18 protein-coding genes and 2 tRNA genes are annotated in these 22,891 nt (G+C 56.5%); 12 read left to right on the top strand and 8 right to left on the bottom strand.

Features of this window, described 5'->3' with window-relative positions; all coding sequences use genetic code 11:
* Positions 1–12: 12 nt before the first annotated feature.
* The 3 genes from PGR91_RS10920 to PGR91_RS10930 all read right to left on the bottom strand — a co-directional run bounded on the left by PGR91_RS10920 (position 13) and on the right by PGR91_RS10930 (position 1,968).
* Positions 13–1,713: a DUF4621 domain-containing protein gene (locus PGR91_RS10920; RefSeq protein WP_118656882.1), complete on the bottom strand. Its 1,701-nt coding sequence runs from the start codon at positions 1,711–1,713 to the stop codon at positions 13–15.
* A gap of 68 nt (positions 1,714–1,781) precedes the next feature.
* Positions 1,782–1,854 (bottom strand) — tRNA-Gly (locus tag PGR91_RS10925).
* Between the two features lie 31 nt (positions 1,855–1,885).
* A tRNA-Tyr gene (locus PGR91_RS10930) sits at positions 1,886–1,968 on the bottom strand.
* 296 nt (positions 1,969–2,264) lie between these two features.
* Here PGR91_RS10930 and PGR91_RS10935 point away from each other — a divergent pair.
* The 4 genes from PGR91_RS10935 to PGR91_RS10950 all read left to right on the top strand — a co-directional run bounded on the left by PGR91_RS10935 (position 2,265) and on the right by PGR91_RS10950 (position 5,346).
* Complete coding sequence (locus tag PGR91_RS10935; RefSeq protein ID WP_101573249.1) at positions 2,265–3,284, top strand: dehydrogenase; 1,020 nt, start codon at positions 2,265–2,267, stop codon at positions 3,282–3,284.
* Positions 3,272–3,997: a nucleotidyltransferase family protein gene (locus PGR91_RS10940; protein WP_259336736.1), complete on the top strand. Its 726-nt coding sequence runs from the start codon at positions 3,272–3,274 to the stop codon at positions 3,995–3,997. Before PGR91_RS10935 ends, PGR91_RS10940 begins: the two co-directional genes overlap by 13 nt.
* Positions 3,994–4,530 (top strand): D-glycero-alpha-D-manno-heptose-1,7-bisphosphate 7-phosphatase, encoded by a 537-nt coding sequence (locus PGR91_RS10945; RefSeq protein ID WP_118656886.1) that lies wholly within the window; start codon positions 3,994–3,996, stop codon positions 4,528–4,530. Before PGR91_RS10940 ends, PGR91_RS10945 begins: the two co-directional genes overlap by 4 nt.
* A 156-nt stretch (positions 4,531–4,686) precedes the next feature.
* A complete protein-coding gene (locus tag PGR91_RS10950; protein WP_101573251.1) occupies positions 4,687–5,346 on the top strand; it encodes a DUF3575 domain-containing protein in 660 nt (219 codons plus the stop codon).
* Here PGR91_RS10950 and PGR91_RS10955 read toward each other — a convergent pair whose 3' ends face one another.
* Entirely contained in the window at positions 5,347–5,871 is a 525-nt protein-coding gene (locus PGR91_RS10955; RefSeq protein WP_101573253.1) for an HdeD family acid-resistance protein, read from the bottom strand.
* 338 nt (positions 5,872–6,209) lie between these two features.
* Here PGR91_RS10955 and trpB point away from each other — a divergent pair, with 338 nt between their 5' ends.
* The 7 genes from trpB to trpA are packed head-to-tail and all read left to right on the top strand — an operon-like array spanning position 6,210 to position 12,569.
* Positions 6,210–7,412 (top strand): tryptophan synthase subunit beta, encoded by a 1,203-nt coding sequence (gene trpB, locus PGR91_RS10960; RefSeq protein ID WP_101573255.1) that lies wholly within the window; start codon positions 6,210–6,212, stop codon positions 7,410–7,412.
* Positions 7,393–8,799 (top strand): anthranilate synthase component I family protein, encoded by a 1,407-nt coding sequence (locus PGR91_RS10965; protein WP_101573257.1) that lies wholly within the window; start codon positions 7,393–7,395, stop codon positions 8,797–8,799. The genes trpB and PGR91_RS10965 overlap by 20 nt, the downstream gene beginning before the upstream one ends.
* A gap of 4 nt (positions 8,800–8,803) precedes the next feature.
* Positions 8,804–9,367 carry an anthranilate synthase component II gene (locus PGR91_RS10970; RefSeq protein ID WP_118656888.1) on the top strand — a complete coding sequence of 188 codons (564 nt, stop codon included), beginning with the start codon at positions 8,804–8,806 and terminating at the stop codon, positions 9,365–9,367.
* A gap of 17 nt (positions 9,368–9,384) precedes the next feature.
* On the top strand, positions 9,385–10,380 hold the full coding sequence (gene trpD / locus PGR91_RS10975; protein ID WP_055205930.1) for an anthranilate phosphoribosyltransferase: 996 nt from the start codon (positions 9,385–9,387) through the stop codon (positions 10,378–10,380).
* Positions 10,381–10,384: 4 nt separating this feature from the next.
* Positions 10,385–11,170 carry an indole-3-glycerol phosphate synthase TrpC gene (trpC, locus tag PGR91_RS10980; RefSeq protein WP_101573259.1) on the top strand — a complete coding sequence of 262 codons (786 nt, stop codon included), beginning with the start codon at positions 10,385–10,387 and terminating at the stop codon, positions 11,168–11,170.
* A 4-nt stretch (positions 11,171–11,174) separates the two neighbouring features.
* Entirely contained in the window at positions 11,175–11,789 is a 615-nt protein-coding gene (locus PGR91_RS10985) for a phosphoribosylanthranilate isomerase (protein WP_118656890.1), read from the top strand.
* Between the two features lie 6 nt (positions 11,790–11,795).
* On the top strand, positions 11,796–12,569 hold the full coding sequence (trpA, locus tag PGR91_RS10990) for a tryptophan synthase subunit alpha (RefSeq protein WP_118656892.1): 774 nt from the start codon (positions 11,796–11,798) through the stop codon (positions 12,567–12,569).
* Between the two features lie 182 nt (positions 12,570–12,751).
* Here the strand turns inward: trpA and PGR91_RS10995 are convergent, their stop codons facing one another.
* The 3 genes from PGR91_RS10995 to PGR91_RS11005 form a co-directional block, all read right to left on the bottom strand.
* A complete protein-coding gene (locus PGR91_RS10995; protein ID WP_055205939.1) occupies positions 12,752–13,402 on the bottom strand; it encodes an HAD family hydrolase in 651 nt (216 codons plus the stop codon).
* A 78-nt stretch (positions 13,403–13,480) separates the two neighbouring features.
* Entirely contained in the window at positions 13,481–15,784 is a 2,304-nt protein-coding gene (locus PGR91_RS11000; protein WP_101573263.1) for a BamA/TamA family outer membrane protein, read from the bottom strand.
* Entirely contained in the window at positions 15,777–20,522 is a 4,746-nt protein-coding gene (locus PGR91_RS11005) for a translocation/assembly module TamB domain-containing protein (RefSeq protein ID WP_118656894.1), read from the bottom strand. The genes PGR91_RS11000 and PGR91_RS11005 overlap by 8 nt, the downstream gene beginning before the upstream one ends.
* Positions 20,523–20,696: 174 nt before the next feature.
* On the opposite strand from PGR91_RS11005, the gene purU reads away from it, so the two are divergent.
* Entirely contained in the window at positions 20,697–21,557 is an 861-nt protein-coding gene (gene purU / locus PGR91_RS11010) for a formyltetrahydrofolate deformylase (protein ID WP_055205943.1), read from the top strand.
* A 69-nt stretch (positions 21,558–21,626) separates the two neighbouring features.
* Here purU and purT read toward each other — a convergent pair whose 3' ends face one another.
* Complete coding sequence (gene purT, locus PGR91_RS11015; RefSeq protein ID WP_101573267.1) at positions 21,627–22,820, bottom strand: formate-dependent phosphoribosylglycinamide formyltransferase; 1,194 nt, start codon at positions 22,818–22,820, stop codon at positions 21,627–21,629.
* Positions 22,821–22,891: the final 71 nt, after the last annotated feature.

The following is a 22,891-nucleotide window of genomic DNA, read 5'->3' on the forward strand; positions in this document are numbered from 1 at the left end:
CTTTCGGTTGTCTTATTCGTTGGTGGTGATATTGATTCCTCCGCTCTTGCGAAGTTTCAGCGTCAGCTTGGCCTGCTGATCCGGTCGCAGGTGCCGTCCGGCCAGCGCGTCGTCGCAATAAGCTTCGAGCCGGATGCGGAGGTTACGGGCATTTTTCATTTTAGGCATGTCCGCTTCTGTAATGACGAACGATACATCGCTGACTTCGCCGTCGGTTCCCAGACCGCCGCCCTTGACCTTTTGCGGCTCGAAATCGATTCCGACCGGAACGTCCGCCGCATCCGTAACGATCAGGTTCATATCGAAATTCAGCGGCAGGGAGTTGGTCACACGACCGTAAATTTCGGCCGAGCCGCCGGAAAACAGGTAATCGATCAGATCCGCGTCGAATACTTCGTCGACCGTCTGATCGGTCTGTCCTCGGAAATCGGCGGCGGGAGCGAGCGGAATCTCGGCCGTGTAGGCGATCCGGGCGAAAGCGTCTTTCGGATAGAAGCAGGCGCGCGAATCGGTCAAGTCGGTATCCGTGCGTACCTCCGTACGAATCGCTATATCGTCCGGAGAGATCCGGATCAGATCGTTGACCGGACATGCCGTGAATGTATATTCCGCCGGAACGTCACGGTCGGAAGCGCCGAGCCAGATGTTGCTGACGGCGGTTTGTCCGTAAGCGCCGGGAGCATTCATCGTGATGCGGTCGACCGTAACCGACTCCGTAGCGCCGGAGCGATCGTTGACCGAAGTCATCGCGAACGATGCCCGTAGCGGGATCCCGATGTTGCTCTGCGCCGTCAGCCGGATGCGCGGATCGGCAAAGCTCAGCACGTTGTCGTCGCCGTCGAACAGGTCGTCGAGTCCTTCGGTCGCGATATCAACCTGTCCCGCCGTAAAATTATCGTCGATCAATCCGTAAATCACCCGGAAGTCGGGCGACGAGATCCCCCCTGAAATTCGGAGCCCGGGACTCCCCGAAACGGACAGCGAAGAACCCTTTTTGATCCGGAGCGAAGCGTTATACGCGATCCGGTCGTCCGCGCCGACGACCGCTTTTTGCAACAGGAGGCGTACCGTTTTCTGGCTGCCGGCCAGTTCCCGCATCGGGATCGTACAAGTATATTCGGAACCGGTGAAACTGCCATCCTGCCCGGTTTCGGCAGCCAGGCGGTATCCTTCCGGGAAAGATGCGCGGAACACCATTTCGGCATCTCCGCCGTCGAGCCGAAGGTTGTCGACGGAAAGTTCCAGTCCGAGGCGCGACGCCCCGTTGCGGTTATCGAACAGAACGGAATCGAGCCGGGCGATATCGTCCGTCGTCAGGTTGAGTTCGACGGCGGATTCGCCGAGTTCGATCTCGGCATCCTCCGGATAATCGTGGGGATGTTTTCCCGGGACGAGCGGAATGTCGAGCCGGGATTCCGGAAATTCGGAATCCCCGAAACCCACTCCGCCGGGCATATCCACGTCGATCCCGCCGGAATACCGCGCCACGTAATTTCCGGCGTCGTCGATCGTGATCTCGTCGTTATCCCCGACGTTGATAATATCTCCCGCAGAAATAACTCCCGTCCCGAGCGGCAGGGTCAGGTCGTTTCCGATCGTAATATCGTCCGTATCCAGATCGGACAGATCGTATTGCTTGTCGATACACGAATATTGCCCCGCGAAAATTGCAAGAACAGCAATTCTGCAGGCTCTTCGTAGTATATTTACCATGTCGTTCGGGATTAGCGTATGTAACAGGATACGAAAAAACCGCTCTATGAGCGGCCCTGTGAAATCAGAGCGGAAGACGAGATTCGAACCCGCGACCCTTAGCTTGGAAGGCTAATGCTCTACCGACTGAGCTACTTCCGCAAAATCATGCCGGTATACACCGGATTACGTGTGGGCGGAGATGGATTCGAACCACCGAAGTCGAAAGACAGCAGATTTACAGTCTGCCCCATTTGGCCACTCTGGTATCCGCCCGTTTTATAAGAACCGTTTCGAAAAACCGCCGCCGTTTTCCCAGCCCGGCGGGCACAAAAGTAAAAACGATTTTTGAATTCTGCAACGACCATACGCTGTTTATCGAACTTTTATACGTATTTTATCGTTTCGCAGCACGTTTCGCCGCATCTATAAATCTTGCAATAAGCCATTTAGGCACCTAATCGCATTCCCGGACAAAATGAAATCCGGAAATCCGCGCCGAAGCGGATTTCCGGATTCCGGAGGTCGTGTCGATAAATGCGTTATATTTGTACCTGTCAAAAATCGCAGACATGATTTATCGAAGCAAGGCCCCGCTACGAATCGGCTTCGCCGGCGGAGGAACGGATGTCAGTCCCTATTCGGATATTTACGGCGGAGCCGTCCTGAACGCGACGATCTCCCTCTATGCTCGCGCCAGCATCGAACCGCTGTCCGAACGGAAAATCGTCTTGCAGACGCTCGATCAGGGACTCGCCTCTGAATACGGCCTGCACGGGGATCTGCCGATCGACGGAAATATGGATCTGCTGAAAGCCGTCTGCAATCATTTCCGCAGCCGTCACCGGATCGACGGGGGATTCCGCTTGTGCACCTATGTGGACGCTCCGGCCGGATCGGGACTCGGATCGTCGTCGACGCTGGCGGTAGCCATTGCCGGTGCATTCGTAGAGTGGCTCAGGCTGCCGTTGGGCAGTTACGATATCGCCAGTCTGGCCTACCGGATCGAACGGGGCGAACTGGGGATGGCCGGCGGAAAGCAGGATCAGTACGCCGCCACGTTCGGAGGCTTCAATTACATGGAATTTTTCAAGGACGATAAAGTGATCGTCAATCCGCTCCGGGTGGACAAGGCTTGCACTAACGAACTGGAGAATAATCTGTTACTTTTTTACACATCGCAAAGCAGGATCTCCGCCAGAATCATCGAAGAGCAGCAGCGCAACGTGACGAACAACGACAGGGACTCCGTCGGGGCGATGCATGTCATCAAAGAGCAGGCGACCGAAATGAAGGAAGCGCTGCTGACCGGACGGATCGACCGGATCGGGGAGTTGCTGCACGAAGGGTTCGTCTACAAAAAAAAGATGGCCTCTTCGATATCGAACCCGCTGATCGACCGGATCTACGAAACGGCGCTCGAAGCCGGCGCGCTGGGCGGCAAGGTACTCGGAGCCGGCGGCGGCGGGTTCATGGTCTTCTATTGCCCGGATTTCAAGCGCTACCAGGTCATGCAGTCGCTCGCCCCGTTCAACGGGATTTTCAAAACTTATCAATTCGTAAACGACGGTTTATTTACATGGAGTATATGAGTATGGAACAACGCGAAGGAATCGTACTGGCGGGAGGCCTCGGAACGCGCCTGCGCAGCGTGGTCAGCGATCTGCCCAAATGCATGGCGCCCGTGGCGGGACGTCCTTTTTTGTACTATTTGTTAAAATATATGGAAGTCCGGCGCTTTACGCGCGTGGTACTCGCCCTCGGCTACATGCACGAATCGGTGCAGCGGTGGCTCGCCGGCGAAAAATGGGATTTTGAGATACGCTGCTCGCTGGAGGAAACTCCTCTGGGAACGGGCGGAGCCGTCCGGCAGGCGCTGAGCCGGACGGACGGAGACGAAGTCTATATCCTGAACGGGGACACGTTCTTCGACGTCGATACGGACGAAATGGCCCGCGTACACCGGGCGAGCGGAGCCGCCGCGACGATCGCGCTGAAACCGATGACCGATTTCTCGCGTTACGGCGTAGTCGAAACCGATCCGCAGGGGAGGATCGTCGCGTTCCGCGAAAAAAAATACTGCCCGCGCGGACAGATCAACGGCGGCGTCTACCTGGTCGACAAAAAATCGGGACTGCTGGACTTCCCGTCCGAACGGTTCTCGTTCGAAACGGATATTTTGCAGCAACGGGTGCGGGATTGTCTGCTCACCGGATATGCGAGCGACGGTTATTTCATCGACATCGGCATTCCTGAAGATTACGAAAAAGCCGATACGGATTTCAAAACGCTGTTTCCGCGATGACCGTGCAAACCGCTTTCGACACGCTGTTTCTGGATAGGGACGGGGTCATCAACGTACTGCGTCCGCACGATTACGTCAAATCGTGGGACGAATTCGAATTTACCGATGGAGCGATCGAAGCGCTGAGGATGCTGAGTCCGCTTTTCCGGCATATCGTCGTCGTCACCAATCAGCGCGGCGTCGGGAAAGGAGTGATGACCGAAGAGGCCCTGCGAACGATCCACCGGAGAATGATCGAAGCGGTCGCCGCCGGCGGAGGCCGGATCGACGCCGTTTACTACTGTGCCGACCGGAACGAAGACAGCCCGAACCGGAAGCCGAATACCGGTATGGCCCTGCAAGCCCGCAGGGACTTTCCGGACATCGATTTTTCGAAGACCATACTGGTCGGCGACAGCGGCAGCGACATGGAGTTCGGCCGGAGAATCGGAGCCCGAACGGTGCTGATACATCCGGACGATCCCTCCGCGGCGTTCGGATCCTTGTACGATTTTTCGCTGCGGTACTGCGAAGAACACGGTTCTGGAGTTTAAAAAACGCGAAACCGCTCGGATCATACCGCAGCCGAATCTCTCCTGCGGTCGAATTACGGAGAAGCAGATATTCCGAACGAGCAAAAACATTGTCGATCCGGATCTTATGCGTACATTTGTTCCGTAAACGAATCCGATCCATAACAGCCCCTTTGCATGAAACCGATCCTGAAGACTCTTTTGATCCTGTTCGCGTTATCGCTGCCGACGCAGCGGCTCGACGCCCAGATCTACGCGAAACTGAACGGCCTTTACGCCTTGGTGGGCGTTATCAATCCGGCCGTGGAGTTCACCGTTTCTCCGAAATCGACTTTCCAGACCGAAATCGTTTTTTCTCCCTGGAAATACGTCAACGACCACGGTGTCGACAAGCCGATGAAATTCGGAATTCTCATGACCGAATACCGCCGCTATTTCAAGCAACACAACCGGGGCTGGTATCTCGGCGCCAACATGGGCATGATGGGATTCAAAATGTCGAAACCGCAGTTTTCGGACGGCTGGTTCCTCGAAAACCGGTACAGCAAAGGGTACGGGATGATGATCGGTATCTGCGGCGGCTTCGAATACCAGTTCGCCGACCGTTGGCTGCTGGACGCCTATTTCGGATGGTCATACATGCTAAGCTGGTACAACGGTTATAGCCTCGACGGCACGATCGACCTGTATCCCCACCGTCCCGTACAACTCGAAAAGCCCGATCCGTTCAATGGCTCGCACGAGTGGCTGCCGAACAAGATCGGGGTGTCGATCGGATTCATGATCTTCAACCCGGCGCGCCGGGGACGCACGGGAAGTTCCTGCGCCGTAAGATAGTTATTCCGTTTTCGGCTTTCTGAACCGGAATCCGTTGATCAAACCGGATATCCCGTAAACCATGCTGGTAATGCCGAACAGAATGAACGCCGTTTCGGCGACGCTGAACGGGTCGAACAGGATGACGATTCCGCAGATCAGGATCAGTACCGGCACCACGTAGAAGAAACCGGGCACCTGCGTCCACCGGCGGGCCGAAGCCAGCGATGCGATTTGCTGAATCCCGGCTATCACCAGCAGCGCTCCGAGCACATACATCAGGATGTTGACGAAAAAGGCGGGCATCACGATCAGCCACAGCCCGAACAGCGCGCTTCCGGCGCCTTCGATCGGGAACGCCGCATCGGGATAACGTTCTTTATCGCGCATCAGATAACCGATCATCGCGATCAGGCCCGGCACCAGGAACAGCACGCCGATTACGATGACCAGATAATTGATCGTGGCGGCCGGCCACAAAACCAGAATCAGTCCCAGCACGATGGCGAAGACACTCCGCAAGGCCGGATTATTGACGACTTTCATAATTTTTTCGGTTTTATCAGATTGTTGAAACGAATATACTGCCAATCATGGAGATAATCAAGGGATCGGTCGGTTTTTCGTATCAATAGATCGGTTTTTTACAAAAATGTTTTTGATTTTTTAAAACTATTCCTACCTTTGAACCGTAAACAGAAACGAAAATGAAAGCATTCCGTTTGAATAATTGGTGGTGGTGCATCCTACAACTTCCTCAGTCGTAAGGTTGCGGACTCGCGTATCTGTTCAAAACGAAACCAAAGATAACAAAGAGCCCTGTCGTACTTACGACAGGGCTCTTTCCGTATGACGACTAAAACAAAATCATAAAAACGAAACCGATGAAAACATTTCAAGTAGACGAAAACGGCTATTACGGCAGGTTCGGCGGGGCTTACGTTCCCGAAATTCTTTACCGATGCGTAAAAAACCTGCAAGACAACTACCTGACCGTTATGCAGTCGGAAGCGTTCCGCCGCGAATTCGATCAACTGCTGCGCGACTATGTCGGTCGCCCTTCCCCGCTCTATTTCGCACGGCGCCTGTCCGAACGGTACGGCTGCAGGATCTACCTCAAACGCGAAGACCTGAACCATACCGGAGCGCACAAGATCAACAATACGATCGGACAGATTCTGATCGCGCAACAGATGGGCAAAACCCGTATCATCGCCGAAACGGGCGCAGGGCAGCACGGTGTGGCTACCGCTACGGTCTGCGCGCTGAAAAACATGCGGTGCATCGTCTACATGGGCAAGACCGACGTAGAACGTCAGCACACGAATGTGCAGAAAATGAAAATGCTGGGCGCCGAAGTGCGCCCGGTCACTTCGGGCAACATGACGCTGAAGGACGCCACGAACGAGGCAATCCGCGACTGGTGCTGTCACCCGACCGACACGCACTACATCATCGGCTCGACGGTCGGCCCTCACCCTTACCCCGATATGGTGGCCCGGCTACAATCGGTCATCAGCGAGGAGATCCGCAAACAACTGCAGCAGCAGGAATGCCGCGACTATCCGGACTACCTGATAGCCTGTGTCGGCGGCGGCAGCAATGCGGCCGGAACGATTTACCACTACATCGACGACCGGCGCGTGAAGATCGTACTGGCCGAGGCCGGTGGAAAAGGCGTCGACTCGGGATTGTCGGCTGCAACCATTCATTTAGGCGAAGAGGGTATTATTCATGGGGCCAGAACACTGGTCATGCAGAACGAGGACGGACAGATCGAAGAGCCCTACTCGATCTCGGCCGGATTGGATTATCCGGGCATCGGTCCGGTTCACGCGAACCTCGCCGCGCAAAAGCGGGCGACCGTGCTGGCTGTCGACGACGACGAAGCGCTGTATGCCGCATTCGAACTGACGCGTCTGGAAGGTATCATCCCGGCCCTGGAATCGGCCCACGCGCTGGGCGCGCTGCCGAAAATGCATTTCAAACCGGAAGACGTCGTCGTGTTGACCGTATCCGGCCGGGGCGACAAAGATATCGAAACCTATATCAAACAAATGAAAAACGATGAAAATATTTCGTTATAAAACCGCCTGCAAGCAGGTTCTGGGGGATCTGCATACGCCGGTAAGCATCTACCTGAAAGTCCGCGACATCTATCCGCAGTCGGCCCTGCTGGAGAGTTCCGATTTCCATGCCGGCGAAAATTCGCTCTCTTATATCGCGCTGTGTCCGCTGGCCAGCTTCGACGTGAACGGCGATGTTTGTACGATGTCTTTCCCCGACCGCACGGTATTCCGCGAGCCGGTCGGCGAATCGTTCTCCGTGACCGACGCGCTGAACGCATTCCTGAAAAAATTCCGGATCGAAGGCGAACAGGCCGAACGCTGCGGCCTGTTCGGATACACGGCATTCGACGCCGTCAAATACTTCGAGAAGATCCCGGTGATCGAAAGCCACGACGCGCAGAACGATGCGCCGGACATAATGTATATCCTTTATAAATACTTATTAGTATTCAATCATTTCAAGAATGAATTGACGTTGATCGAGCTACTCTCGGACGGCGAAAATACGCGTCTGCACGAAATCGAAAGCGTGATCGGCAACCGCAATTTCGCTTCCTACGACTTCTCGTTGCGAGGGAAAGAATACAGCACGATCACCGACGAGCAATACCGGGAATTCGTTCGTAGGGGAGTCGCCCACTGCCGCCGCGGAGACGTTTTCCAGATCGTACTGTCGCGGCGATTCGTGCAGCCGTATGCCGGGGACGACTTCAAAGTCTACCGCGCGCTGCGCAGCGTCAACCCGTCGCCCTACCTTTTCTATTTCAATTTCGGAGGGTTTCGCATTTTCGGATCGTCGCCGGAAACCCACTGCAAAGTGCAGAACGGCCGCGCCAGTATCGATCCGATCGCCGGTACGACCCGGCGCACCGGCGACGCGCTGAAAGACAAGCAACTGGCCGACGCGCTGCTGCGGGATCCGAAGGAGAACGCCGAACACGTGATGCTCGTCGATCTCGCCCGCAACGACCTGAGCCGCAACGCCGTAAACGTGAAAGTAGATTTCTATAAGGAGCCGCAATATTACAGCCACGTGATCCATCTGGTTTCGCGCGTCAGCGGCGTGATCGAACCGGACAGCAACCCGGTTCAAACATTCGTCGACACCTTCCCCGCCGGCACGCTGAGCGGCGCGCCGAAAGTCCGCGCCATGCAGTTGATCTCCGAGATCGAACCGCACAGCCGGGGCGCCTACGGCGGCTGCATCGGATTTATCGGACTGGACGGCAACTTGAACCAGGCGATCACGATCCGCACGTTGGTCAGCCGCAACAACGAACTATGGTATCAGGCCGGAGCCGGGATCGTCGCACAGAGTATCCCGGAAAACGAGCTGCAGGAGGTGAATAACAAACTCCGCGCGCTGAAAAATGCGATCGATATCGCCGTCAACCTTAAAAACTAATGTCATGAAAATACTTTTGTTCGACAATTACGACTCGTTTACTTACAACCTGTTGCATATCCTGAAAGAGTTCGGCGCGGACACGGAGGTTTTCCGCAACGACCGGATTACGCTCGATGAGGTCGCGCGATTCGACAAGATCATCCTATCGCCGGGACCCGGCATTCCGCAGGAGGCCGGCATCCTGCTGCCGCTGATCGAACGTTATGCCGCCGAAAAAAGCATCCTCGGGGTCTGCCTCGGCGAGCAGGCGATCGGCCAGGCATTCGGCGGGACGCTCGAAAACCTCGAAAACGTCTATCACGGAGTGCAGACCCCGATCAGGCTGCTGGCCGCCGATTATATCTTCGACGGACTGGAATCGGAAATGCAGGTAGGACGCTACCACTCGTGGGTCGTACGACGCGACACGCTGCCGGACTGTCTCGAAGTGACGGCCGAAGACGCCGACGGACGGATCATGGGATTGCGCCACACACGCTACGACGTGCACGGCGTGCAGTTTCACCCCGAATCGGTGCTTACGCCGCGGGGCTGTGCGATCATCGAAAATTTCATTCGTAATTAATCATCTGATATAAAGCCATGAAAGAGATCCTATATAAACTTTTCGAACACCAATATCTGGGACGAAAAGAAGCGCGGGAGATCCTGCAGGGAATCACGCAGGGCAAATACAACGACGCGCAGATCGCCTCGTTGATTACGGTATTTCTAATGCGCAGTATTTCGGTCGAGGAACTGATCGGATTCCGCGAAGCGTTGCTGGAAATGCGGATTCCGGTCGACCTGAACGAATTCGGGCCGATCGACATCGTCGGAACCGGCGGCGACGGCAAGAATACGTTCAACGTTTCGACCTGCGCCTGTTTCGTCGTGGCGGGAGCCGGCTATCCGGTCGTCAAACACGGCAATTACGGCGCGACATCGGTCAGCGGAGCGAGCAACGTGATGGAACAGCACGGCGTGAAATTTACGGCCGATAACGATTCCCTGCGTCGGTCGCTCGAACGGTGCAACATCGCTTACCTGCACGCCCCGCTGTTCAATCGGGCGCTGAAAGCCGTCGCCCCGATCCGCAAGGCGCTCGGCGTTCGCACCTTTTTCAACATGCTGGGCCCGTTAGTCAACCCGGTGATGCCGACATACCAGTTGCTCGGAGTCTACAACCTGCCGTTGCTGCGCCTGTACAATTACACGTATCAGGAGAGCGGGACGCAATTCGCCGTCGTGCACAGCCTCGACGGATACGACGAGATTTCGCTGACGTCGGATTTCAAAGTGGCCATGCCGGACAGCGAAAAGCTCTATTCGCCCGAAGAACTCGGATTCGCTCGCTGTCGGGAAGCCGACCTGTACGGCGGCGACACTCCGGAAGAAGCCGCCGCCATTTTCGATCGGGTATTACAGGGCACGGCTACGCCGGCGCAGTCCAATTGCGTAATTGCAAACGCGGCCTTCGCGATCCGGGTAATGCGTCCCGAAAAGTCGATCGATACCTGCATAGCCGAAGCCCGCGAGTCGCTCGCGGCGGGAAAAGCCCTGCATACATTCGAAAAATTCGTCGAACTGAACAGCTAATACGATGAAAGACATCTTACAGGAGATTATTGCAGCCAAACGGATTGCCGTGGAACAACTCAAACGGACGGCCGACCGGAGCGCATTGGAACGTAAAATAGACGAGAACCGTTCGCACAGGTCGATGCGCGAAGCGCTCGCGGCATCGACCTCGGGCATCATCGCCGAATTCAAACGGCGGTCCCCGTCGAAAGGATGGATTAACCGGGAGGCCGATGTCCGCACGGTCGCGTCCGATTACCAGGCCAACGGAGCCGCCGCCCTGTCGATCCTAACCGATACGCCCTATTTCGGAGGTTCGGCCGAAGACCTGATCGCAGCCCGTCCGCAGATCGACATTCCGATTCTGCGTAAGGATTTTACGATCGACGAATTTCAGCTTTACGAGAGCCGGGCGATCGGGGCCGACGCGGTATTGCTGATCGCAGCGGCGCTACCGCTCGCCCGTTGCCGGGAACTGGCGGCGACAGCGCATCGGCTAGGACTGGAAGTATTACTTGAGATACACAGCGAAAAGGAGCTGGATTACATCTCGGACGAAGTCGATATGATCGGCGTCAACAACCGCAATTTAGGTACGTTCGACACTCGCGTCGGGAACTCGTTCCGGCTGGCAGGACAGCTACCGCAAGACCGGCTGTTGGTGTCCGAAAGCGGAATTTCGGATCCGGAAACCGTGAAGAAACTGCGCGAAGCGGGTTTCCGGGGCTTCCTGATCGGCGAGAATTTCATGAAAACTGCCGACCCCGGATACGGACTCGACACATTTATTAAAACTTTAAATCTATAAAACCATGATCTTTAAGGTGTGCGGAATGCGCGATCCGGAAAATATCCGGCGGATCGACCTAAGCGGGGCCGACTGGATGGGATTCGTTTTTTATCCCCCGTCGCCGCGTCGGGTGGAAAGCCTGCCCGCATTCATGCCGGAATACGCCCGGCGGGTCGGAGTTTTCGTTGACGAGCCCGTGGAAAATATTCAGGTACGCGCAAAGGAGTTCGGACTGAATTACCTGCAACTGCACGGTTCGGAATCGCCCGACGACTGCCTCCGACTGCAAGATCGGGGACTCCGTGTTATCAAAGCGTTCCGGATCGGGACGGCGGGCGACCTCGAAGCGACCGCCGCTTACGAAGCCGCCTGTTCCTACTTCCTTTTCGATACGAAAACCCCGGCCTACGGCGGTTCCGGAAAAACTTTCGACTGGACGGTACTCGACGCTTACCGCGGCCAAACGCCGTTCCTGCTCAGCGGCGGCATCGGCCCGGAACACGTCCGGGCTTTGAAGGCGTTCCGTCACGACCGGCTGGTCGGATACGACCTAAACAGCCGATTCGAACAGGCTCCGGGTATCAAAGACGTCGAAAAAATAACGCGATTTATTCAGGATATGAAATGTAAAAAATAAGAAAACATGAACAGAATCAATCGACTTTTCAGCCATGCGGATAAAAAACTGTTATCCGTCTATTTTTGCGCCGGCTACCCTACCGCCGACAGCACCGCCGGGATTATCCGCGCCCTCGAAAACAGGGGAATCGACCTGATCGAAATCGGCATCCCGTTCAGCGATCCGATGGCCGACGGAGAAGTGATCCAGCACGCAGCCACGCAGGCTCTTCGGAACGGCATGAGCCTGAAACGATTGTTCGGGCAGCTTTCGGACATCCGGAAAACCGTCGAAATCCCGTTGATCCTGATGGGTTATCTGAACCCGGTGCTTCGGTTCGGGTTCGAAAACTTTTGCCGGAAATGCGTCGAATGCGGCATCGACGGATGCATCATCCCCGACCTGCCGTTCCAGGAGTATCAGCAGCATTACCGCAGCATCGCCGAACGCTACGGCCTCAAAGTGATCATGTTGATCACACCGGAGACCAGCGACGAACGTATCCGGCTGATCGACAGCAATACGGACGGCTTCATCTACATGGTTTCATCGAGCGCCACGACCGGAGCGCAACAGGACTTCGACGCCCGGAAACAGGATTATTTCCGCCGGATCGACGCAATGCGGCTGCGTAACCCGCGGATGATCGGATTCGGAATTTCGAACCGTGCGACGCTGCAAGCCGCTTACGACCATGCGTCCGGCGCCATTATCGGCAGTAAATTCGTTTCGCTGCTCGGCGAGACGAATACGCCGGAGCAAGCGATCGAACGCCTGCTGGAAACACTCGAAAAATAAACGATCCGGGAAGCGAACGATCAGCCGTGCGACGGAACTTTTGTTCGCGCGGCCGATCGTTTTACCCGTTCGTACAGGTGCGCGATCTCCGTACGGGCGAACACGTGCTCCGTCAGTGCATCCAACGCTGCAAATGCCACGGGCGTAATAGGCACTGTTTTCGACGCAGCGGAAACACTGTTCTAAAGGATTTCGAGCAACCGATCCGGCTCGTCGATGATGTATTTCGCGCCGTGTTCCTCAAGTTCCGCGCGCGGACGGAATCCCCACGTAACGCCGACCGAACGCAGTCCGCTGTTGGCCGCGGTCAACATATCGACTTTGGAATCGCCCACATAAAGGGTTTCCGTTTTTTTGCAGCCCGTTTCGCAAAGAATGTCGAACACGATGGTCGGGTCGGGTTTCGGCTCGATTCCTTCCCGTTGGCCAAGCACGACGCAAAACGTACCCGCCGGGAAATAACGGTCGATCAGTTTGGCGGTGGCCGCCTGATATTTGTTCGACGCGACGGCCATACGGACGCCCCGTTCCGCGATTTTCCCCACCAGCGATTCGATCCCCGGATAGGGCCGGGTACGATCGGTATTGTGTTCCGAGTAATAGTCCACGAAATCCCGCCGCACCCGCATGACGGTCTCTTCGTCTCGCGCCGCTTCGGGCAGGGCGCGTTCGACCAGCCGGGTAATGCCGTTGCCGACGAAATAACGGTATGCCGAACGTTCATGCGCCGGATAGCCGTTCTGTTGCAGCGCATGGTTCGTAGCGGCAGCCAGATCGTCGATCGTATCGAGCAGCGTCCCGTCAAGGTCGAATATAACCAGTTTGGTATCCATGAAAATCAGATTTATCCTGCAAAAGTAGCCTTTTGCAGAGAGCTATCCTAACGATCCGGCGAAAAACAGCCTTCCGGATCAGAACGGATACCCGATCGCCACGTGGAATCCGAGTCCGTCCTTGAATTTCGAAATGTTGTAATACCCCGGCTTGTCGGGATTCGGATAAGGGGTGTGCAGCGCAATGCCGAGATCGGCGCGCAATACCAGGTAGCTGATGTCGTAACGGAGCCCGAACCCGGTTCCGAGCGCGATCTCGTTGAAGAAACCGCGCCATTTGAGCACGCCGCCCGGACGGTTCGGATCGTTTTTGAGCAGCCAGATATTCCCGGCATCCAGAAATACGGCTCCGCCCAGCCGCCCCATAATCCCGAAACGGAATTCCACATTGGCTTCCAGCTTGAAATCGCCGGTCTGGTCGAGATAACTGTTGCGGTCGTTCTGGGCCGGATGATAACTGCCGGGGCCGATCGAACGGATCGTAAACGCCCGGATGCTGTTGGCCCCGCCGATATAAAATTGTTCGCTGTACGGCATGACGCTCGAATTGCCGTAGGCATACCCGGCTCCGACCAGAAAACGGTAAGCGAGCCAGTTGTTCTTATCGCCGAGCTTCTGGTAAAACTTCACCTCGTTCACATCTTTGATAAACTGCGAGAACTGGTTATTGAACAGCCGTTTGGTTCCGTGCTGACCGCAGGCTTCCCAAATCGCGTACAGCAGGTTGCCCGCCGAGGTGACGGTGTTCTGCCAGAAAAAACGGTTGCGCCGGTACGTCCGGTCGTACGTGTAGGAATAGCTCATCGCCGGAATAAACTGATCTCTGAAACTCAATGCGATGGCCGGGTTCTCGTCCATCGTCTGGTCGAACGATTCGGTCGTATGGAGCAGGTTGTTGTACGAGAGCTTCAGCAGCGAAAGGGAGTGGTAGCTGTACGGCGAAGTCTGGAAATTATAACCTATCGACCCGCTGAAAGAGATCAACTGGAAGAACTTCGGCCGGTTCATCAAATCGACGCCCAACTGGAAAGATGTACTGGACGGATAGCGGCTGCCTTTGGTGATAAACCGCGGCAGCAGCAACCGTTGCACATTCAGCGTAGCGTTCAGGCCGAATTCGTACGAATTGAGCAACGACGTTTTGGCGCCGCCCGAGTTTTTATTGCCGGTTTCCCATTCGTAGTTGCCGTTCAGCCGCAACGAGAGTATCTCGCCGCCCCGGAACAGGTTGTTGTTGCTGACTTTGAAGGCCAGTCCCGGGCCCAGGAAGCTGTTCGACTTCGAAGTGACGTTCATCTCCAGTTCCGCTTCGAGCGGATAATCGAATCCGGCAGACAAATAGACGTTCAGCGTATCTTTGCCGTCCAGCGAGTCCAGCGGCGTGACGCCGAGGTTCACCGAACGGAAAATGCCGAGTTTATTCAGGTTGGACAACGTCGTATTCTGAGCGTTCACCGTAAACAGGTCGCCCGTTTTCATCGTAATGGATTTCGCCAGCAACTTCGGCCGGATCTTCAGCGGTTTCTGGTAAACGACCGTCTGGCCGGGCAAGTGCAGCGTGTCGGGCGCTCCGCCGCGGATATTTTGCAGCGATACGGTGATGCGTCCCACCCGGTACGGAACCAGCGCCGGGGCCGGAATCCCGGGAGTCAGCCTCATCCGCAGATCGACGCGGTTTTTCTGTTGCGTCGTATCGGCTTGATAATCGATGTATTCCGGTCGGAAATAATAATAACCACGATTTCGCAACACGTTCGTAATCCGGGTTCGTTCGGCCGACAGCGTATCGGTATTGTACTGCGCGCCCACGCGTAGCAGCGAGGTGCTTTCGAGGCTGTCGACCAAACGAGCCATCCCTTCCTGTACCTGCGGATAGCGAATTTCCATGTAGACCGAAGGCTGTCCGACCCGGATCGAATAGCTGATTTTCGCCTTTTTCGGATTACGGCGCGGCAGCAGTTCGTAACCCGCGTCCGCATCGAAATAGCCGTAATTGCCCAGCACGTCGTCGACATATTTCGTCCGGATTTCGGGCTGCACTTTCGAAACCAGCACAGGCTGTTTCGAGAGCTTCCGGTACAGCCAATATTTAAACCCCTTCTCTTTGGGCGTGTAAAGATGGTTGTAAGCCCATAAACCGACCGGGAGCGGAGTGCGTATATACGGGGAGTATAACGGATTGTTCGGTTTTACCGAAAGCGGAGCTTTAATGGCCGATTCTACGGTCGAAGAGAGCTCTACGCCCGAATCGGGACGGATCGCTATCTTCTTGACGCCGGTGTACAACACCTCGTCCTGCCCCAGCCGACTGGTCGTCGAACAACCGGCGGCCGAAAGCGCGACGGCGATCCCGATGATTCCGTAACGAACGATTCTATTCATGGGGCGACTGTTTTGGAGGGGTTTGCGGCTGAACTTTATTGCGCATGATGCGGAACAGGTCGCCGAGTTTGAGCATCTTCTTTCGGATGACAAAGCCCACGCCGGTTTCGGTGATCTCGCCTTCCAGAATACTTTCGTACCCGGTATGCCTGAATATTTTCAGGAACATGTTGTCGCGTTTGGTCAACTGGTACTCCAGCGCCACGTCGTCGATCAGGTTCTCTTTCAGGTTCTCGGTCGGATCGGCGTCGGTGCTGAACTTGCCGCCGATCACCGCCTTCACGCGGTTGTTGAACAGACTTTTCGAAAGCTGGTACGAGTAATCCGTCCGGGAATTGACGCCGCCGGAGGCCGCGTCGTCGTAGGTATCGATTCCGAAACTCAGGTCGACTCCCTTCAGGCTGTTCGAGGCCCACTGGTTCAGTTCCTTTTCGATGAACGAATTCAGCGGATTCGCCGAATTGACCTTAGCCGTCGTGCCGGGGCCGGAATACGTATTGTACACCAACAGACTCATCGCCTGCGTAGCCCGTTGTTCGGCGGTCAGCGACGAAAGCTGGTTCTGGATCGTCAGGTCTTCCGGAGCCGACAGGTCGAACGTCACGGAAAGGTTTTCGAGCGTATTGCGGATATTGATGCTGATGTTGAAATTGACCGGACGACTGGAACCCTGTCCGTCGTCGGCCGTAACGCTGGTGCGTACCGTTTCGACGGCCGTGATGTTCAATGTCGGGTCGGCGATCTGGCCGATCCACTCGACGTAACTGCCCTGCGTAATCTTGAAAATTTTCTGGGAGATCACGGGCGGATTGTAACGGACGGTTCCGCCGGTCACTACGTATTTCCCCGAAAAACGGCTGTCGCCGAGACGGTTCATCGAATAGGTCAGGTTTCCGCCTCCCTGCAGGTCGACACGATTCTCCCCGTCCGCCGAAAGGTTGACGGCCATCCGCACCGAATTGTCGACATTGACATTCATCAGGACGTCCATTCCGGCGATATCGAGCACGGGCACCGGCCTGTCCTGCCGTTGAGACACGGTATCGCTGAACGAAACGAACGTAACCATGTTCTGGGCGCGGTTTTTCAGTTCGGGCGGCGCATCCTGCATGACGTAATTGACCTCCGTTCCGCGCAGCAGGTCGACGCTGCCCCGGATCATCAGGTCGTCGATTTCCCCTTTCACCGTGGCCTCCATATCCATATAACCCTGCCCGTATACCATCGACCCTCTGTTCTTCGCGACGCTGATAAACTGGAAATCGGTCGCGGCGATCCGCAAATCCGTCGTAATGTCGGCGAAATCCGCAATGTCCACTTCGCCGTCGATCGTCAGCGGTTTTTTATTCGGGGCGATGATCCGGTAACCCGTAAAACGCACCCGGCTGCTGTCGATCACAATTTTTTCCGTTCCCAACCCGAAAGTCGTACCGATCATAGGCACCTGCACCTGTGTTCCGGCGAAGTGAAGCGCCCCGTCGATCTTGGGTTTTGCGGAAGTTCCGGCCAGGGTCAGTTTGCCTTGCAGCGCACCGGAAAGACGCACGGCGTCTGGCGGCAGGAACGCATTGGCCGGAGCGAGCGGCAGGCCGGGAATCGACACGGTCAGTCCGAGCGGATTCTCCGTATCCCCGCCGCGGTACACGCCGTCCACGCTCAGCGCTTCGGCGCCGTCCAACGAGAGTTTCGCGGAGAGTTGCTGCTGTCGCTGTTCTCCCTGTCCGTAACGGAAGGCCAGCTCGGCGTTTCCGATCCGTTGGTTTTCATACCCCAATTCGGCCAGCGAAACGGAGCCGTTCGCTCCGACCGCACCGCCGCCGACGCGCAGCGACAGATCCGCTCCGAACGTCCCGCTGAAGGGAGGGGCCCCGAGGAACAGTTTCAGCGTCGATGCGATGTCGATCCCGGCGACATGCAACGTTACGGCCCCCGGCTCCGCTCCGGCATCCGACCGAACGGCGAACTGCTGTCCGTCGCGCGTCAGCGAAAAATCGGCGAACAGTTCCCGGTTCAGCCGGTAAGCGATGTAATTGTCCGGATTGACCTGCCAACGGTTGAAACCGAGCACCGGATTTTCGAGCATCCGCACGGCGATCGTACTGTCTTCGAGCGACGCCTTCAGCCCGAAATCGAACCCGCTTTTCCCCTCCCTATTTTTCTGCAGGAATTTTACCAGCGCCACGTTATCCAGAATATTGCCGTAAACGGCGATCATCGCCGCGTCGTCCATCCGTCCGGGATTGTTCGCCATCCGCAGCAGGTAATTTAACTGCCGTCCCCGCTGCATCACGCCGAACGTCAGCGTATCCAGCAGCAGATCGCCCGACGCGAACCGGTCGACGCGCAGCCGGGTCGTAAACGGCGTGCTGTCGCCGGACGCGACGTTCAGCGACATCCCGGAAAAACTCATGCCCCGCATCTTCAAAAAGCCGTTCACGACATTGTTCGCGCCGGCGCTGCCGGTCAGCCGGAACGGCGGCAGTTGCCGTGCGACCAGCTCCATATCGAGACTCCCCAGCCGAAGCTGCTCCGAAATCAACGCAACCGCACGCCCCGCCTGCTCCGCCAGCGAATCGACCGGAACCGGAGCTGCGAAATCGAGCCGGAAATCGCCCGACTGCACCGCCGCCGCTACCTTTTCGGCAGCTATTTCCGCCGAAACCGACGTTTTGCGAATACGGTTTTCGCGCCATTTGTCCCACAGCACGATTTGGTCGGCGGTCGCTTCGACCCTGCGCGTCCGGGCCGAATCGGACGAAACGGCCAGATCGAGGGCCACGGATATCGCCGTCTTTTCCGGCGAAAGGTTCATCCGGTACAGGTTGCAGGTATCGACCGTACCCCGCACCGTTACGGCCTGCTGCGTCTGCGTCAGCAGGCCTTCGATATCCAGTCCGAATTTCAGCGCCTCGCTCTCGCCGGTCAGACGGCCTATCAAACGGTGATCCCGCAGCGAAGCATCCAGCGCGATGCCGCCGTAATCGTAACTTCGGTAAATAAAACGGTCGATCCGCACGGCGGCTTCGGCTACGGTCGATGTATGCAACGGATCGAAACCCGAACCGTCGGCCGCCACCCGCATCGTCAGTACGCCCAGCGAATCGTTCGGCAGAAAACGGTCGACCGGGAAACTGTCGCAGATCAGTTCTGCGTTATAAAGCTGCTTTTTACCGTTGAATTCCCCCTTTACGGTCGCCGTTCCCGAACCTACCGCAAACGCCGCTACCGGATAAAACGTTCCCTGCCGCATCCGCAGCGAACCTTCCAGCGCCATCTGTTCCGGAATCCGGAGCCGGCGGCGCAGCGCGGTGTCGGGCAGCAGATCCGTCAGAAACTCCAGTCGGCTGAAACTTCCCTTGAAACGGCACAGCCCTTCGATGCGGGACGGATCGGTCGCCGAAGCGACGTCGGCATTCAGGGTAAGCAGCACGTTCCCGGGAACCGCGATCCGGCTGTCTGCGCGCAAGCGTCCGAGGGTTCCCGCGAAATCGCCGGACAGTTCGAGCGAACGCGTCGACAACATCTGTCGTATATTCTTATCCGCAACGGGCAAGACCGCCTGTAACTCGCGCAACGCCACCTTTGCCTCCAACCGCAGGTTTACGCGCGCGTCCGGAGCGAGCGCCAGCGCCGAAGCGTCGGCCCGCAGATCGACATGCAACGACGACTGTCCGGTCGTCAAGCTGAAATCCGACAGAGCGACCTGCGTGCTGTCCATCGAAAAAGCGCCGCTCAAATCGGCTACCTGCAATCCGCTCCGTTCGACGGCCGAAAAACGGCCGATCCCGATCCGTACCGCAGCGCCCCGGTTATAAATCGAGTCGGCCGACAGATTCAACTGCGTCAAGACAAGGTGGTCGAAATCCAGGCCTTCTTTCGGCGCACCCTGCAAGGCGCCGTACGTCACGGCATTGTCGGATAACCGCAACCGGTTCACCGCGATCGTCCACGGTTCCGTAACCGAATCTGTCGCGGCCGTGCGGACGGTGTCCTGCACCGCCGCGATTTTCGTCGTATCGGTCAGAAAGGAATAACTCCCCCCGTCCAATACGATTTCCGTTACAGCCACCTGCTGCCGCGACAAATCCACCAGGCAGTCGGCCAGATTTCCCTGTTTCAGCAATACGTCGAGTTCGGTAATGCGGGGCTTCGTTTCCATCGAAAAAGCGATGTCGTCCAGCGCGAGTTTACTTACCCGTATTTTCCAGGCAACCGGCTTTCCTTCAGCCGTCGCCGAGGTATCCGACGGGCCCTCTCCGATCGACAGCCGGACGGTTCCTTTTTCCAATTCGATTCCGGAGATATCCGCTACGGAGCCTTTCAGATCGATCCGGTCGGCAGCCAGACTGAAATGCCCGACACGGGCGTACAGACCGAACTGCGCCAGCGAATCGGCATAATTCACCGTCGTCCCGTCGAACCCGAAACGATGTACGACGACTTCGCCGCGCAGCAACGGCCACAGGGCGACGTCCGCCTCGAGCCGGGTACAGTAGGCCATCGTATCCAACACCGGGGTAGACACCATCACGTCGTCGACGACCAGCCGCAGCGGAAACGACAGGCGTATCTGGCGTACGGACAGGCGCATTTCGGTATTCCGGGCCACGTAAGACTCGGCCTGCCGACGGATAAAATTCTGGATGCCGGGAATATAAAGCAGAAAAGGCAGGACGATCAGCAGAACCAGTCCGCATAAAACGACACGGAACGTATATTTTATAATCTTTTTAAACATCTTATACGGCGGAAACAGGTGCTCCTTAACTAACAATAATTTAGCCAATCCGGAACCAAAACTACAAAATTTTTGCGGGAAAGCGTACGACCCGCGGTAATTCGGCCCGACAATGCCGGATTTCATGAAAAAATCGCTAATTTTGGACGCTAAATCAACGAAGAGAAGACGACCATGAAAGAGGAAGCAGCCCAACTACTACTGTATTGCCCTGACAAACAGGGTATTTTGGCAGAAGTTACGGACTTTATCACGGTAAACAAAGGCAATATCATTTACCTCGACCAATACGTAGACCATGCCGAAAACGTGTTTTTCATGCGTATAAGCTGGGATCTGGACGGTTTTCTGATTCCGAAAGAGAAGATCGAGGACTATTTTAATACGCTCTATGCGCAAAAATACCAGATGACCTTCCGGCTCTATTTTTCGGGCACGAAGCCGAAGATGGCGATCTTCGTTTCGAAAATGTCGCACTGCCTGTACGATATGCTCGCCCGCTACACGGCCGGAGAGTGGAACGTAGAGATCCCGCTGATTATCAGCAATCACCCCGAACTGGAACACATCGGCCGACGTTTCGATATCCCGTTCTACGTTTTCCCGATCAACAAGGAGAACAAGGAGGAGCAGGAACGCGCCGAAATGGAGCTGCTGGCCAAACATCAGGTCAACTTCATCGTGCTGGCGCGTTACATGCAGATCATTTCGGAACGGATGATCGAAGCCTTCCCGAACCGGATCATCAATATCCACCATTCGTTTCTGCCTGCGTTTATCGGGGCGAAACCGTATCATGCGGCTTTCGAACGCGGCGTAAAGATCATCGGGGCGACCAGCCACTATGTCACTACCGAACTGGACGCCGGCCCGATCATCGAACAGGAGATCGTTCGCATCACGCACAAGGATACGATCGCCGATCTGGTCAACAAAGGGAAAGATCTCGAAAAGATCGTCCTGTCGAGGGCCGTCCAAAAGCACATCGAACGCAAAGTGCTGGTCTACAAAAATAAAACCGTTATATTCAACTGATCGGTTCCGACCGACGAAAAGCGGCGCATCCTTTCGGATACGCCGCTTTTTTATCGTCTTCTCTTTGAATTATTCCCTGTCGAATACGTTGATTTGCAGTTTGGCATAGGCACGGGCCGTTTTTTCGCGCGCTTCCTCGACGGTTTTGCCCCGCGCCAGCAACACCGCCATGCGCCGGCGCCCGTCGATTTCGGATTTGCCGAAAATACGCATCTGGGTGTCAGGTTCCGACAGCACGTTTTCGAGGTTCGCAAACTCCATCCGGTTGCTATCTCCCTCGACTACGACGGCACGGGAAGCCGACGGACCGTGAAACGCGATATTCGGCACGGGAAGCCCCAGGATCGCCCGTACATGCAGCGCAAACTCGGAGAGATCCTGCGAAATCATCGTTACCATTCCCGTATCGTGCGGCCGGGGCGATACTTCGCTGAAGATCACCCGGTCGCCCTGCACGAAAAGTTCCACGCCGAAAAGGCCCCGTCCGCCCAATGCGTCGGTAATCCGGCGGGCGATCTCTTCGGCCTGCTTCCTTACGGCGGCCGTCATCGGCTGCGGCTGCCACGACTCTCGGTAGTCGCCGTCCTGTTGATAGTGCCCGATCGGCTCGAGAAAAGAAGTTCCCCCGCAATGGCGCACCGTCAGCAGCGTAATCTCGTAATCGAACTTTACGAATCCCTCGACGATCACTTTCCCGGCTCCCGCCCGGCCGCCCCGCTGCGCATTGCGCCAACCGCAATCGATATCCTCTTCGCTGCGGACGACGCTCTGCCCGTGTCCGGACGAACTCATGATCGGCTTGACCACGCACGGAAAGCCGATCTCGCCGACAGCCTGCGCGAACTCTTCGCGGGTCGCCGCGAAACGATACGGCGAAGTCGGCAACCGCAGGGTCTCGGCGGCAAGCCGGCGAATCCCCTCCCGGTCCATCGTCAGCATCGCGGCCCGCGCGGTGGGCACCACGCGGTAGCCTTCCTTTTCCAATTCGAGCAGCACGTCGGTCGCAACGGCTTCGATCTCCGGAATGATATAATCCGGCTTCTCTCGCTCGACGATCTCCCGCAACCGGGCCCCGTCCAGCATCGAAACCACGTACGACCGGTGCGCGACCTGCATGGCCGGCGCGTCCGGATAGCGATCAAGCGCCACGACTTCCACCCCGTAACGTTGCAGTTCGACGGCAACCTCTTTGCCCAGTTCTCCCGACCCGCAAAGCAACGCTTTTTTACCGATCGGCGACAACGTCGTTCCAATACTTACCATGTCATTCCTTTTTGGGAGCAAAGGTAATAAAATACCTTCGAAACGAATCGGCGGATTTCGGATACCGATAT

Origin of the sequence: Candidatus Alistipes pullistercoris (assembly GCF_027665465.1) — a bacterium.
In the GTDB taxonomy this organism is placed as follows: domain Bacteria; phylum Bacteroidota; class Bacteroidia; order Bacteroidales; family Rikenellaceae; genus Alistipes_A; species Alistipes_A hominis.

What these genes read in the sequence shown, in the direction of transcription:
- PGR91_RS10920 (WP_118656882.1), bottom strand. Translation starts at nt 1,713, where the DNA reads ATGGTAAATATACTACGAAGAGCCTGCAGAATTGCTGTTCTTGCAATT.
- PGR91_RS10935 (WP_101573249.1), top strand. Translation starts at nt 2,265, where the DNA reads ATGATTTATCGAAGCAAGGCCCCGCTACGAATCGGCTTCGCCGGCGGA.
- PGR91_RS10940 (WP_259336736.1), top strand. Translation starts at nt 3,272, where the DNA reads ATGGAGTATATGAGTATGGAACAACGCGAAGGAATCGTACTGGCGGGA.
- PGR91_RS10945 (WP_118656886.1), top strand. Translation starts at nt 3,994, where the DNA reads ATGACCGTGCAAACCGCTTTCGACACGCTGTTTCTGGATAGGGACGGG.
- PGR91_RS10950 (WP_101573251.1), top strand. Translation starts at nt 4,687, where the DNA reads ATGAAACCGATCCTGAAGACTCTTTTGATCCTGTTCGCGTTATCGCTG.
- PGR91_RS10955 (WP_101573253.1), bottom strand. Translation starts at nt 5,871, where the DNA reads ATGAAAGTCGTCAATAATCCGGCCTTGCGGAGTGTCTTCGCCATCGTG.
- trpB (WP_101573255.1), top strand. Translation starts at nt 6,210, where the DNA reads ATGAAAACATTTCAAGTAGACGAAAACGGCTATTACGGCAGGTTCGGC.
- PGR91_RS10965 (WP_101573257.1), top strand. Translation starts at nt 7,393, where the DNA reads ATGAAAATATTTCGTTATAAAACCGCCTGCAAGCAGGTTCTGGGGGAT.
- PGR91_RS10970 (WP_118656888.1), top strand. Translation starts at nt 8,804, where the DNA reads ATGAAAATACTTTTGTTCGACAATTACGACTCGTTTACTTACAACCTG.
- trpD (WP_055205930.1), top strand. Translation starts at nt 9,385, where the DNA reads ATGAAAGAGATCCTATATAAACTTTTCGAACACCAATATCTGGGACGA.
- trpC (WP_101573259.1), top strand. Translation starts at nt 10,385, where the DNA reads ATGAAAGACATCTTACAGGAGATTATTGCAGCCAAACGGATTGCCGTG.
- PGR91_RS10985 (WP_118656890.1), top strand. Translation starts at nt 11,175, where the DNA reads ATGATCTTTAAGGTGTGCGGAATGCGCGATCCGGAAAATATCCGGCGG.
- trpA (WP_118656892.1), top strand. Translation starts at nt 11,796, where the DNA reads ATGAACAGAATCAATCGACTTTTCAGCCATGCGGATAAAAAACTGTTA.
- PGR91_RS10995 (WP_055205939.1), bottom strand. Translation starts at nt 13,402, where the DNA reads ATGGATACCAAACTGGTTATATTCGACCTTGACGGGACGCTGCTCGAT.
- PGR91_RS11000 (WP_101573263.1), bottom strand. Translation starts at nt 15,784, where the DNA reads ATGAATAGAATCGTTCGTTACGGAATCATCGGGATCGCCGTCGCGCTT.
- PGR91_RS11005 (WP_118656894.1), bottom strand. Translation starts at nt 20,522, where the DNA reads ATGTTTAAAAAGATTATAAAATATACGTTCCGTGTCGTTTTATGCGGA.
- purU (WP_055205943.1), top strand. Translation starts at nt 20,697, where the DNA reads ATGAAAGAGGAAGCAGCCCAACTACTACTGTATTGCCCTGACAAACAG.
- purT (WP_101573267.1), bottom strand. Translation starts at nt 22,820, where the DNA reads ATGGTAAGTATTGGAACGACGTTGTCGCCGATCGGTAAAAAAGCGTTG.